The sequence below is a fragment of the Sporosarcina sp. SAFN-015 genome (assembly GCF_059415085.1).
Genome location: NZ_JBPFDR010000001.1, coordinates 54,673 through 68,130 on the forward strand (window position 1 = coordinate 54,673; position 13,458 = coordinate 68,130).

Annotated in this window: 12 protein-coding genes and 1 pseudogene; 4 read left to right on the forward strand and 9 right to left on the reverse strand. The window is 43.4% G+C overall.

The window, feature by feature from the left end:
- Window positions 1-12 precede the first annotated feature (12 nt).
- From ACR65H_RS00250 to ACR65H_RS00280, 7 genes are all read right to left on the reverse strand, one after another.
- Window positions 13-1,179: an acyl-CoA dehydrogenase family protein gene (locus ACR65H_RS00250; RefSeq protein ID WP_440498051.1), complete on the reverse strand. Its 1,167-nt coding sequence runs from the start codon at window positions 1,177-1,179 to the stop codon at window positions 13-15.
- 26 nt (window positions 1,180-1,205) lie between these two features.
- Entirely contained in the window at window positions 1,206-2,012 is an 807-nt protein-coding gene (locus ACR65H_RS00255) for an enoyl-CoA hydratase/isomerase family protein (RefSeq protein WP_440498052.1), read from the reverse strand.
- A 27-nt stretch (window positions 2,013-2,039) separates the two neighbouring features.
- The gene (locus ACR65H_RS00260) at window positions 2,040-2,963 is read right to left on the reverse strand and encodes a hydroxymethylglutaryl-CoA lyase (protein ID WP_440498053.1); all 924 of its coding nucleotides are present in this window, start codon (window positions 2,961-2,963) and stop codon (window positions 2,040-2,042) included.
- A gap of 23 nt (window positions 2,964-2,986) precedes the next feature.
- On the reverse strand, window positions 2,987-3,367 hold the full coding sequence (gene pcaC / locus ACR65H_RS00265) for a 4-carboxymuconolactone decarboxylase (RefSeq protein ID WP_440498054.1): 381 nt from the start codon (window positions 3,365-3,367) through the stop codon (window positions 2,987-2,989).
- On the reverse strand, window positions 3,364-4,581 hold the full coding sequence (locus tag ACR65H_RS00270) for a CaiB/BaiF CoA transferase family protein (protein ID WP_440498055.1): 1,218 nt from the start codon (window positions 4,579-4,581) through the stop codon (window positions 3,364-3,366). The genes pcaC and ACR65H_RS00270 overlap by 4 nt, the downstream gene beginning before the upstream one ends.
- Window positions 4,582-4,645: 64 nt before the next feature.
- Entirely contained in the window at window positions 4,646-6,007 is a 1,362-nt protein-coding gene (locus ACR65H_RS00275; RefSeq protein ID WP_440498056.1) for an MmgE/PrpD family protein, read from the reverse strand.
- 37 nt (window positions 6,008-6,044) lie between these two features.
- Complete coding sequence (locus ACR65H_RS00280; protein WP_440498057.1) at window positions 6,045-7,079, reverse strand: DctP family TRAP transporter solute-binding subunit; 1,035 nt, start codon at window positions 7,077-7,079, stop codon at window positions 6,045-6,047.
- Between the two features lie 294 nt (window positions 7,080-7,373).
- On the opposite strand from ACR65H_RS00280, the gene ACR65H_RS00285 reads away from it, so the two are divergent.
- The 3 genes and pseudogenes from ACR65H_RS00285 to ACR65H_RS00295 all read left to right on the forward strand — a co-directional run bounded on the left by ACR65H_RS00285 (window position 7,374) and on the right by ACR65H_RS00295 (window position 9,976).
- The gene (locus tag ACR65H_RS00285; protein ID WP_440498058.1) at window positions 7,374-7,871 is read left to right on the forward strand and encodes a TRAP transporter small permease; all 498 of its coding nucleotides are present in this window, start codon (window positions 7,374-7,376) and stop codon (window positions 7,869-7,871) included.
- A 44-nt stretch (window positions 7,872-7,915) separates the two neighbouring features.
- Window positions 7,916-9,123: pseudogene (locus ACR65H_RS00290) on the forward strand (TRAP transporter large permease).
- 22 nt (window positions 9,124-9,145) lie between these two features.
- On the forward strand, window positions 9,146-9,976 hold the full coding sequence (locus tag ACR65H_RS00295) for an HpcH/HpaI aldolase/citrate lyase family protein (RefSeq protein ID WP_440498059.1): 831 nt from the start codon (window positions 9,146-9,148) through the stop codon (window positions 9,974-9,976).
- A gap of 326 nt (window positions 9,977-10,302) precedes the next feature.
- On the opposite strand, the gene ACR65H_RS00300 is transcribed toward ACR65H_RS00295, so the two are convergent.
- Window positions 10,303-11,949, reverse strand: a complete 1,647-nt coding sequence (locus ACR65H_RS00300) for a glycerol-3-phosphate dehydrogenase/oxidase (protein ID WP_440498060.1) — start codon at window positions 11,947-11,949, stop codon at window positions 10,303-10,305.
- A 163-nt stretch (window positions 11,950-12,112) separates the two neighbouring features.
- Here ACR65H_RS00300 and ACR65H_RS00305 point away from each other — a divergent pair, with 163 nt between their 5' ends.
- Window positions 12,113-12,676: a glycerol-3-phosphate responsive antiterminator gene (locus ACR65H_RS00305; RefSeq protein WP_440498061.1), complete on the forward strand. Its 564-nt coding sequence runs from the start codon at window positions 12,113-12,115 to the stop codon at window positions 12,674-12,676.
- Here the strand turns inward: ACR65H_RS00305 and ACR65H_RS00310 are convergent.
- On the reverse strand, window positions 12,671-13,447 hold the full coding sequence (locus ACR65H_RS00310) for an HAD-IIA family hydrolase (RefSeq protein ID WP_440498062.1): 777 nt from the start codon (window positions 13,445-13,447) through the stop codon (window positions 12,671-12,673). The two genes, ACR65H_RS00305 and ACR65H_RS00310, sit on opposite strands and share 6 nt — an antisense overlap.
- Window positions 13,448-13,458 lie beyond the last annotated feature (11 nt).

Sequence of the window (13,458 nt, forward strand, 5' to 3'; positions counted from 1 at the left end):
TCCCTCATTCCGTTAAAATGATCTTGGCATTCCTAAAACATGCTGTCCTACAAAACTGACAACCAAGTTATTAGAAATTGGTGCTATCATGAATAAGCGCGCTTCCCTGAATTTCCTCTCAATATGGTACTCTGTTGCAAAACCGTATCCGCCATAAGCATCCATTGCGGCATTGGCGGCCTTCCAAGCGGCTTCGGATGCCAAGTATTTAGACATATTCGCTTCTGCGCCGCCTTTCTCATTTGCATCGAACATGGCCGCGGCTTTATCCCTCATCAATTTCGCAGCTTCAATATCCATATATGCTTTCGCGATCGGGAACTGCACCCCTTGGTTTTGGCCGATAGGACGATCGAAGACAACACGTTCGTTGGAATATTGAACGGCTTTATCCACGAAATAATATCCATCGCCAATACTTTCTGATGCGATCAAAATGCGCTCAGCATTCATGCCGCTTAATACGTATCGGAAACCTTTTCCTTCTTCGCCAATTAAATTCTCAACCGGGATTTCTACGTTTTCCAAGAACACTTCAGTCGTCGCATGGTTGATCATCGTATCGATTTCACGGATTGTAATATTATCTTTTTGATCGTTCATATCCAAGATGAATAGGCTCAGTCCATCTGTCTTTTTCTCTACATCCTCTTTTGGCGTTGTTCTTGCGAGCAGCAACATCAAGTCCGAATACATCGTCCGGGAAATCCAGATCTTTTGACCATTTACAATATATTTGTCACCTTTACGGACTGCTGTCGTACTGATGCTCGTCGTATCACTGCCCGCCGTAGGCTCCGTAATTCCGAATGCCTGCAAACGTAATTCACCAGTCGCAATCTTAGGCAGGAACCGGTTCTTTTGCTCTTCGCTACCATGATTCAGCAGCGCACCCATCGTATACATTTGCGCATGGCCCGCTCCAGCATTTCCGCCTGATCGGTTAATCTCCTCCAAAATCACGCTCGCTTCCAGCATGCCGAGCCCGGCTCCGCCATATTCTTCGGGAATCAACACGGAGAGCCATCCTTCATCCGTTAACGCTTTAATGAATTCCTCTGGGTATTCTTTATTTTTATCTAGTTTCGCCCAGTAATCCTCCGGGAACTTGCTGCATAACGCACGTATGCTTTTTCGGATTAATTCAATTTCGTCTGCAGAACTTTTCGTAGTGACCATGTGACACACTCTCCTATTCCTATTTGTTAAATTCCTCGCCAGTTTGGTTTTCGTTTTTCATTGAAGGCCAATACGCCCTCTTTTCGATCTTCTGAGTTAGCGCATTTGTAATATTGGTCCAACTCGATTGACAGGGCCGTATGTAAATCGGTTTGAAGGCCCCTGTCAATTGACTTTTTAATCGACTGAAGGGACAAAGGAGCATTTTTAGCTATTTCACGAGCCGACTCGATTGTCCTCTCGAATAATTCATCACCGGAATACACATCGTTCACAAGACCGGTTTCGGCTGCTCTTTTTGCTGTAATGTGATTTCCTTTGAATAAAAATTCTTTTGCTAACGCGACAGGGATGGCTCTAGGAAGAAGCTGAGTCCCCCCGACCCCCGGGATGATTCCCAATGTCACTTCCGGCAAGCCCATTTTTGCATGTTCGGCCATATAGCGGAGGTCGCAACTTAAGGCCATCTCCATGCCACCCCCAAGGGCATATCCATTAATAGCCGCAATAACCGGGAACGGAAAATTTCGCAAGGCATGATACGCATCTTCAAAAATATCATGTTGTTTTTTCCACTGCTCATTATCCATTGTTTTTCGTTCTCTCAAATCCGCCCCTGCACAAAAGCTTTTTTCTCCGGCGCCGGTTAGAACTAGTACTCTCAAATCCTTTTTATCTTTCAAGATTGATAAGCATTCAATAAGCTCAACCGCCATCAATGTATTTAAGGAATTCATAGCTTCGGGACGATTAAGCTGCAGGACGTATACATTGCCTTCTGCATACGATTCATCCAGTTTGAGTGTTTCCCATTTGCTCGTTGTCAACTGCATAGTCACCCTCCTGATTATTGGTCTCGTCTATTGTGAAATGGGTACAGCGTATTTCCGATCATACGGTCCCGCTTTAAGGAGATAGCTGTTATTCGGATGTCCGATAATTGTCTCCAGCAAAGCTGATGCTTCTAGCAGTCCATCCAGTCGGATATCCGTCCGGATTCCCATACATTGCAACATATGAACAACATCCTCTGTACAAACGTTTCCTGTCGCCCCCGGAGCAAAAGGACATCCCCCTAAGCCGCCCAAAGCAGCATCGAAGCTTGTCACCCCAGCTTGTAACCCTGCGAGTATGTTTGCTAACCCCATTCCTCTCGTATTATGGAAATGTAAATTGAGATTTTGCTCCGGAAATGCTGCCTTCACTTCTGTTAATAATTCATAGACTTGCTTCGGATTCGCCATACCTGTCGTATCAGCCAAAGAGAGCTGATGAATTGTAAAATCTAGCAATTGATTAATAATAGCTAGAATACGCTCTTCAGGGATCTCTCCCTCGAATGGACAGCCGAATGTAGTAGCAATTGTTGTATTGAGAACTATATGATTTTGATTACAAAAGTCATTTATTTCTTTCAGTTCCGCGATCGATTGTTCTGTAGTTTTATGGACGTTCTGCATATTGTGCGTGTCACTTGCCGAAAAAACGAAGTTGATCTGTTCCACTCCGAATTCCTTCGCTCTTTCTGCTCCCTTCAAATTTGGGACAAGGGCTACTAAGTTTACAGCCTCACCTGCAATCTCTTCGAACAATTCACCACTCGTAGCCATTTGCGGCACCAACTTCGGGTGAACGAATGAGCCGAACTCGAATGACTTCACTCCTGCGTCCTTTAAGGATGAGAAGAGGAGCTTCTTTTCTTCAACCGTCAATATTTTTTTCTCGAGCTGTAAACCATCACGTAAAACCATTTCATTGATCCGTACTTCTTTAGGGAAGTCCATTGTTATCCCCCTCGTATGCGTTCTTATTTGGATTCTTCTTCCTCAAACACTGCATTTGCTACACGAAAACTATCTATTGCAGCAGGTACGCCACAATAGATTGCTGTTTGCAATAGAACTTCTTGGATTTCATCCTTAGTTACGCCATTATTCAGCGCGCCTCTGACGTGCAGCTTCAGCTCATGTGGACGGTTCAATGCTGTAATCATGGCAAGGTTCAACATACTTCTTGTTTTTTTCGGCAGCCCTGGCCTTGACCAAACCTCTCCCCAGCAATATTCGGTAACTAATTGCTGCATCGGCATGTTGAATTCATTCGCATTTTCAATGGATTGATCAACATACTCTGCTCCTAGGACGCTTCGTCTAATTTCCAACCCTTTTTCGAATTTTTCACTGTTCATATTTTGGCAACCCTTTCAACTTTTTTAGTTTGGATGACTCCTTTAGACAAAAGCTCATCAATTGTCTCCTGCGAAATACCACTATCTTGCAGTATCGAAATTGTATCTTCTCCTAATAGAGGCGGTGCTTTTCTAATCCTGACAGGCGAAGCCGATAACCTGATCGGCAAACGAGCAAGCTTCATTTCATCGATTAACGGATGAGCAACTTCTTCCAACATCTGTGTGCTCTCCATCTGTGGATGATCAATCATCGATGAAATGTTTCGGATAATAGAACTAGGAACGCCGGCTTGATCAATTCGTTCTAACCAATAGGAAGCATCTTGGCTGCTAAGTACCTGTTCAATCTCACGAGATAATTGATTTCGATTTTTAACTCTATCTAAGTTCCTCTTAAACTTCGGATCTTCTATCCATTCTTCTTTATCCAACGCTTTACATAGCTTTCCGAACAGCGAGTCATTTGATATTCCGATCATGAGTTCACCGTTTTTCGTCTTGAATGCCCCATACGGAGCGAAGGAGCTATGTCCCGTTCCCATTTTCACTTGTTCTTCTCCGGTCGCCATGTAAGAGAGTAAATGATAACCCGTCCAAAAGACACCCGTTTCAAACAATGAAGTCTCCACTTTTTGACCTTCGCCTGTGCGCTCCCTATGTAATAACGCAGAGAGTACCCCGATTGCGCCCCACATGGCGCTTCCTTGGTCCAAAATAGAAACTGCCGCCCTAGCTGATTCCCCTCCGGGAGGTCCATTGATGCTCATAATCCCCGTCTCTGCTTGAACGATTGCATCGTATCCGGGTTTTTTGCTATCCGGTCCTTCTTGTCCATAGGCCGTCAGCGAACAATAAATCAAGCTAGGATTAAGCGCTTTCAACGTTTCGTAGCCAAAACCGATTTCTTCTGCCTTTCCGAGCCGGAAGTTCTCGACGAAGACATCTCCTTCTTGCACGAACTTATATAGCAGCTCTTTCCCTTCCTCACTCTTCAAATCAATGACAATTGAACGCTTATTTCGATTGATTTGCAGATGATAGACTCCTTCGCCTTCCCATAACGGCCCCATGCCCCGGGAATCATCCCCGATGAATGGACGTTCTATTTTAATGATGTCAGCGCCTAAATCACCTAAAATCATCGTCAAACTTGGCCCCGAAATATTTGTTGTAATATCAATGACTGTTACGCCTTTTAGCGGACCCTCCATGCCAAGCTCCTCCTTTTCACATAACGAGTGTTGGATTTTGTATCCAAAATAAATAAAAATAAAGTCATCTTCCTGTTAACTCTTTAACGGATTCCACTCTTTCCAAATTCAATATGTTATGAATCAACCGATCCGATTCTGTCTCGTTTGATAAAACATCACTTGCTAAACCTTTGAATTTATGAATGATATCTTCAAGCGTCATCGGATTTCCAAGACTGCCTTTTGCATGCTTCACCTCATATACGATGCTAGTTCCATCATGCAAAACTGCCTTCGCCAGCACTTCTTCTTCCTTCATCATCTCATCGACAACGACGCGGATTTTCGACTGTAATTCCACAATGGCAGGGTCTTTTACATTTTCATCGGTATACTGTTTTTCACTGGCATCCCCTGTTAAGAAAGAAACTGCCCCCGTGAAATAGATGCTGAACTTCCCTTCGAGCCCTGTTTTAGGATTTTGCTTTCCGGTCAATTCAAGTACATACGGATTCACTTTCAGCTCAATATATTCAAGGTCTTTTTCATCCACTTCCTGTTTCAAGTGGATGCACGCATCAATTGACGGGTGAAGGACAATACCGCATGCATATGGTTTGAAGCTGTTTTTTGCCAACTCCCATTCAAAGCCCCAGTTAGAGTTGACCTTTGACAAATCATGTTCAGGAGCAAGCACATTGGCAAAACCTCTTTTCGCTTCTAATATCTGCTCTGAACTCGTGAATCCTCTTTTTGCGAGCAATGCGGCCAACAACCCATTTTGCGCGGCTTTTCCAGGATGAAACGGTTTCGTCATCGTTCCAAACACTTCCCTTAGACCCGATGATTGGGTTCCCGCAATTCCTAGCGACCAAGACATCCTCTCTTCATCCAATTCAAGCAATAAACCGGCGGCTATCGCTGCACCAAATACACCTGTTGTGCTCGTAATATGCCACCCCAGCTGATAATGACTTGGATAAACAGCATTAGCAATTCGGAGTTCAGCTTCACAACCTACAATAAATGCATGAAGTATTTCTTCCCCGCTCAAATTCAAATGTTCCCCCAATGCCAATACAACCGGAGCAATTGGACCACTAGGATGATGGATCGTGTCTAAATGGGTATCATCGTAATCAAAAATGTGGGAAGCGGTTCCGTTAATCAATACACCCATCAGCAAGTCAACTTTTTCATCCCTTCCGTACAACGACACCTGTTCGGCGGATTGCAATTCCTTCGACAAGTCAACTAACATATCGATAGAACGGTCATTGGCAGCCCCTATTGTTACCCCAAGCCAATTCAATAGACTTAATTTCCCGTGTGTCTTTACCTCATCCGGAATTTGATCAAATGAAGTCGTTAAACAATTAGAAACCAGCTCTTTCGTAACCAATTCTTCATCCCCCATAATAGAAGTGATTGAAAAGTTGCCCATACTATGTTCAACTTTTCAATCGTTTTAAGTCTTGTCGTTATTTCTTAGAAATCTCTAAAGCCGCATCGATTACATCAGCGCCGATTACATCGCGATATTCGTCATAAACCGGTGCTAGAGCATTACGGAATTCCTCCACTTGTTCAGGAGTGAGTTCGATAATTTCAATAGAGCCGCTTTCCTTTAACTTTTCATACGCCTGGTCATTTAGAGATTTCGCTTCTGCTCGCGCAACCTTAGTTCCTTCCGCAATTCCGGCTTCAACAATTTCTTTAGTTGCATCATTTAAGCCGTCCCAGAACTTTGTATTCGTGAAGATTGCATAATCTACGCGCGTATGGTTCATGACTGTCATATACTTTTGAACTTCGTGGAACTTCTTCGATTCAATGTTGCTGAATGTGTTTTCTTGGCCATCAACGACACCTTGATCTAACGCTGTGTACAACTCTCCGAATGGAATGGATTCAGATCCTGCCCCCAAAGTCTTATAGATCGTCTCCAATAATTGCCCACCTTGTGTACGGAATTTCAATCCTTTCAAATCAGCAGGCTCCTTAATCGGTCTTTCATCATTAGTCAGATGCTTCCCGCCGTTCGGCCACATGGAAATACCTAACACTCCATCGTCAGTCAAACTGCTTAGAATTTCTTGACCTTTTTCCCCATCCCAGAATTCAATCGCCTGTTCATCATTGGCAAACAGGAATGGCAAGGACGGCATGTTGAATTGTGGATTATTCCCAACGAATTTAGATAGGTCAGGTGCGATAAATTGGATATTATTCGCTACCAAGTTTTGATATTCGTCCTGATCTCCGAATAATGAGCTGTTCGGATAGATCTCCACCTTAATCTTTCCATCTGATTCCTTCTCAATATATTCCTTCATAGCGAGAGCACCTTGATGTTTCGGTGTGTTCTCAGCTACTACGTGCGAAAACTTCAAAGTCATTTCCGTGATTCCATCATCGCTTCCCGCATCCCCACTTGCGCTATCATCCTTGCTACATGCAGATAAAACCAATACCAACATCAAAAGAAATACGAACAAAGAATACTTTTTCCCCATGTAAATCCTCCTCCCATAATGTTTGAACGGTAATGCCGAATGTCCCTGTAGAATCCCCCCTCCTGTCAATTCCACGGTTTTTGGATACAACTCACAATCAATCTAGCATACCGAAAAAAGAATGTAAAGAACTATCCAAAAAATTAAACTATGTAAAATATTTAGTATTGATATTCTATTAGCAGTGTACTATTATGTAGTTTAACAATCTGTATCCAAAATACATTTCCTCTTGGGGGTGGCACAACAGTAGCTTTTCTGCACAACAACAAACATGTAGGGGGTAAGTAAAACATGAAAACTTTAGCTAAAATTGAAAACGCTTTCACGTGGATATTCTTCTCCGTCGGTATTGGGGTTAGTTTATATTCCGTTTTTATGCGCTATGTAATGAGCAATTCCCAAAGCTGGGCGACTGAGATTTATACGATGCTATTGGTTTGGGCAATCTTTATCGGCTTTTCAACTGCCTTGAGGGATGACAAGCATATCGCAATTGATATTGTATATGACAAAGCAGGGCCACTGTACAAAAAGATTGCCAATGTCGTTACCCTACTCGTCGGACTCACCTTCAGCGTCTTCATCATTTGGACCGGCATGGAAATGGTACTAGCCGCTTACTCGCAAAAAATAAAAACGATCGATGTAGGTTTCCCGATTTGGATCAACTATTTAATCATGCCAATCTCAGGCACACTACTATTTATTCGTTTTATCGAAAAGGCACATCGATTTTTCATTAGAAAAGAAGATTCTACAAGCGAGGTGGATCATCATTGGCAGCAATAGTCGTAATCCTATTACTTTTCGCGTTAGCCTTTTTAAGGGTGCCTGTGGCGATCAGTTTGGCAGTTTCAAGTATCGTAGGTCTTTTCATGGTCGATTTTTCAGTAAGCACTGTTATTCAGAAAATGTTTACTGGAGTTAACAGTACAACACTAATGGCCATACCAGGTTTCGTATTCGCCGGCTTGATCATGGCGCAAGGCGGAATTTCAAAATACTTGATAGAGTGTATCCAGTCATGGATTGGACATACAAAAGGCGGATTATCAGTTGTTACCGTTGTTACATGTATGGTTTTTGCGGCAATTTCTGGTTCCAGCCCTGCAACAGCAGCAGCGATTGGAAGTATTATGATACCGATGATGGTAAAGGCAGGTTATGAAAAGCGATATTCGATGGGGTTAGTTGCAGCTGCTGGTACGTTAGGCATCCTCATTCCGCCATCCATTCCTTTGATTTTATATGGATCCGTCTCTGAACAGTCGACAGGAAAGTTGTTCTCGGCTGGAATTTTACCGGGAGCATTGCTCGGAGTGGCACTCATTGTTTATGCTGTGTTTGTTGCTTATCGAAAAGGCTACGGCGGTTTGGAAAAAGTTCCGCTTAGAAAGCGCTGGATGCCAACTTTAAAAGCCTCTTGGGGCTAATTATGCCAGTTCTCATACTTGGTGCTATCTATACCGGCGTCATCACTCCTACCGAGGCATCCTTTTTAGCTTGTCTATATGCACTGATTGTGTCAATTTTCATTTATCGGGAGTTGACATGGTCCAAAATGCAGGCAATTCTTATGGAGTCCGTAAACACGACTGCGATGATTTTCTTGATTATCGCATCCGCCCTTGTACTAGGAATGTTCCTCACAACAGAACAGATCCCGCAGGAATTTGCTGCATGGGTGAGCAATAGCGGCTTCAATAAATGGACATTTCTCATTGTAGTCAGTTTGCTTTTCTTTGTACTCGGCATGTTCCTAGAGCCAACTGCAATAATACTTATCACTTTACCTATATTCCTGCCGATCATAGCCGCACTCGACATTAACGTCATCCACTTTGCGATCATTATGGTAGTGAACATGGAATTAGGGATGATTACCCCGCCAGTGGGACTGAACTTATTCGTTGTCAGCGGAATAACCGGAGAAAAAGTAGAGAAAGTCATCAAAGGCGTTGTACCGTTTTACGCAATTTTTGTCATCGTATTAATTATCATCGTCATATTCCCGCAGATTTCACTGGCTCTTATCAAATAACTGGAAAGAGATGATTGTAAAAGTGATAACATCTTATCTGTTTGTTCCAGGCAATCGTCCAGATCGTATAGAAAAGGCAATTCTAGCTGGAAAAGCAAATGCCATCATTATCGATTTGGAAGATGCCATCGCTTTCAATGAGAAGGGGAAAGTACGGGAACTGGTGAATGAGTTTTTATCAGAAACTACACTTCCTTCTGAACCGAAATTATATGTCCGGGTCAATGACTCCTCTACTCCCTTTTATATAGAAGATGTAGAGATGGTTTCAAAATTCGCTGGCGTTGGCATCATGCTGCCTAAAACCGAATCGCCCGCAGATGTCCATCAATTAGTGGATAGGATTGTACCAGATCAATCTATCATTCCACTAATCGAAACGGCTAAAGGTGTTTTAAACGCATATGACATCGCTTCCTGCAGTAATCAAATCTTGAGATTAGCATTTGGCGCCGTGGATTATTGTTTGGATTTGAACACATCCATCTCTGCCCATGGCCATGAGCTCATTTACCCGAGATCAGCTCTCGTAGTCGCTTCACGGGCTGCAGGCTTGTCTTCACCAATTGATACAGTGTTCATTGATCTATCAGATGAAGAAGGTCTTATCGCAGAGATTCGACGGGCAAAAAACCTTGGCATGTTTGCGAAATTATGCATCCATCCAAAACAACTTGAACCTGTCAATCAATTATTCGCCCCATCCGATTCAGATATTGCGTGGGCAAATAAAGTTGTCGCATCATTCGAAGACGCATTATCTAACGGCCTTTCAGCAATCCAGCTAGACAACAAAATGATCGACCTGCCAGTCTATAAACAAGCCCTCTCCACTTTAAGCGGTGTTAAATGAGGTGCCTGTGCAAGACACATTTATGACTGTTCAACTACTAGCATGATAATGCATAAAAAAATCAGCCGTTCTCTGCAACGGCTGATTTTTTGTTTTCGGAATATGCAATTGTAGTGTATTGACGGAATAGTGCGCTGCACAGGCACCCATTCTAATTGTGTTGGTGCCTGTGCAGCAAACATTTATGACTATTGAACATAGTGAATAAAAATCTGAATTTAATTTAACACATAGTTGTTATTATGCATTTTCTTACTTTTGGATATGCAATTGTAGTGTATTATCGGAATAGTGTGCTGCACAGGCACCTATTTTCGCACCTATTTTCAATTCCCTTCCACGGCTTCCCAAATCCTTGCCTCCAACTCGCCCCAATGCATTTCTTTTTCTTCAGCCGTCCAGCCCATTATGGCCGCCATATATTCGACGACTTCGTGTTTCCATTTATTCACCCAGTCGATATTAAAGAAAACGGCGCCTGTTCTGCGCATGAAAAAGTCGACGGGAGTCATCGCCATTTCATAGTCAATTGCATATTGCAAGACGAGTTTAATAGATAGAGGCAATGGTGAGTCTGTTAGTACATTGTCCGCTAAGCTCCCAATGATTCGTGTATTTGTCCCGTACATAGCCGCAATGCTTGTGGCGTCTTCTAACGAAATCCCGAGTCTCGCGAGCTTATTGGACTCTTCCTCTATGAATTTTTTATAGTCCCGCGGATCACGGAAGTCCCCCCCGGACAATCGAAGGTCCTTTGTAACGGAGTTTTTGCAGCTAATTCCTTCCGTTCGTAGTTGTTCACATAACAGATCCGTAACTGTTTCGGCCATTTTTCGATAGCCCGTCAACTTGCCGCCTGCTATGGTAATAAGACCTGTTTCCGAAGTCCAGATTTCGTCTTTCCTTGAAATCTCGGATGGGCCTTTTCCTTCCTGACGGATCAGCGGTCTGACGCCAGCCCATGTTGACTCCACATCTTTTCTACCCAACTGAACTTTCGGAAACATGAAGCGGATGCAGTCGAGTAAATAGTTGATATCCTCTTCAGTAGCCTGCGGTCGTTGAAGATTGCCTTTATATTCGGTATCCGTTGTTCCAATATATGTTTTCCCATTCCGCGGAATAGCAAATACCATTCTGCCATCCGGCGTATCGAAATAGACCGCTTGCCGGAGCGGGAATTTGTTTCCGTCTATGACGATATGAACACCTTTGGAATGAAACAGGCTCTTCCCTTCAATTTTGCGGTCCATGCCAATGACGCTTTCCACCCAAGGGCCGGTCGCATTGACGATCCGGCTTCCCTTCAGTCGATACCTCGATCCTGAAATCAGGTCTTTAAAATAAAGACCATTCACTTTGCCGTTCGCATCATATGTGAAAGACTCTGCTTTTGCGTAATTAATCAATGCAGCTCCATGTTCGGCAGCTTTCTTCGCTACTTCAATTGTAAGCCGTGCATCATCGGTACGATATTCGACATAATAGCCGCTGCCAAGCAAACCTGACTCGTTCAACAACGGCTCACGCTGTACCGTTTGTTTGCGGTCTAGCATTTTTCGGCGCTCCTTCTTTTTAACGCCCGCTAAGAAATCATATACTTTCAAGCCGAGCGAAGTGGAATATTTGCCGAATGTCCCTTTCTTATATATAGGAAGCAACATCCATTCAGGATGAGTCACATGAGGCGCATTCCGATAGACAACTTCCCTTTCTTTGCCGACTTCCGCCACCATGCCAACTTCAAATTGCTTTAAATAGCGTAACCCGCCATGCACCAATTTCGTGGATCGACTTGAAGTGCCTGCAGCAAAATCCTGCATTTCCACAAGGACGGTTTTCAACCCTCTCGTGACACAATCGAGCGCAATCCCAACACCTGTAATGCCCCCTCCGACTATGACAACATCATAGTGCTGATCGTCCAATGTTTGTAAAGTGGCTTTCCGATTTGTAAAAGAAAAAGTCTCCATTCGTAACACTCCTTCATAGAAAAATGGCCATTACAATAGCCCTGCATAATTGCAGGGGTTGCAATGGCCTTCTCTTTAATCTCTGACCTTTTTAATTCTATTTTTCCACACATTCCTTATGGTAGTATAGATTTATCCCACGTAATAGAAAGGATGAAACAATATGAGGCTAGTCGATATGGTCGAATCTCAAATGATCGCCTCTGTAAAAAGTGAAGCGGACTTGCAACCCGCACTCACGTCCAATTCGAATATCGTTTTTCTTTTGACTGGTAATCTGATGACAATTGCTGATTATATACAACAACTTCGTGCTGCGGACAAGCATGTATTTCTCCATCTCGACTTTATTGACGGACTTTCCAATTCCAAAAATGCGCTCAACTACGTAGCTGAATACTGGAATCCGACAGGAATCATCACAACAAAAAGCCATATTGTGAAAATGGCCCATGAAGTTGGTTTAAAAACGATTCAGCGGATTTTCCTGCTGGATTGGGGTGCGATTAATAAAGGGATTGAAATGGTGAAATCGTGCAAGCCAGATGCAGTGGAAATCCTACCAGGCATTATGCCTAAAATTATCGACCAACTATCACGAGAGCTTGACTTCCCGATCATTGCCGGAGGGCTTATCACCGATATTTCAGAAGTCCATGCTGCACTTGAAGCGGGCGCATTAGCAGTCTCTTCAGGAAATCCAGCCATGTGGAATTTCGATTTATAAAGAAGCGATATCTTTTACACTATCCAAGACAAACGCAGGACGATCCGTTGCTGTTTCCAATATGGCTGTTGTCGTAATGCCAGTCATCACTAAAACAGAATGGATGCCTGCTTCGTTTGCCATCCGGATATCTGTTTCCAACCTGTCACCGACCATATAACATTGGTCGGCTTTCAATTTCAACACATTTTCCAATACATATTTCGACATCAAGGAGGAAGGTTTGCCCGTAATCTGTTTCACGGGTTGACCTGTTGCCCCCTCTAAAGCGCCAATCATCGCGCCGCAGTCTGGAATTTCCCCGCCTTGCACAGGACAAGTACGGTCTGGATTCGTCGCAATGATTTCTGCCCCGTTCCGCCACGCTTGAAAAGCATTATTCAATTTTTCATAAGTGAACTGGCGATCCCATCCTAAGACGACATGCGTTGCACACGCCGCTTCAGACGCCAACTCAATGCCAGCCTCCTGCAATTCATCGAATAACGGCTGTTCTCCGATGACATATGCCGCATCCCCGGGAGCCATCTCGTTTTTCAAATAATGAGCTGTAATATAATTGGAATTGATCACTTCATCCAATTCCACTTCTATTCCTAAGCCATTTAGTTTTGTTACATAATCCGTTCGACGGGCAATTGATTTATTCGTCAAGAAGACGACTTTGTCACCCCGATTTTTCAACTCCTGAATAGCTTCAGGCACACCCGGGATAATATCATCATCTAAGTATATGGTTCCATCCAAGTCAAAAATATAGCCTTTTGCCAACCTGCTCCCCC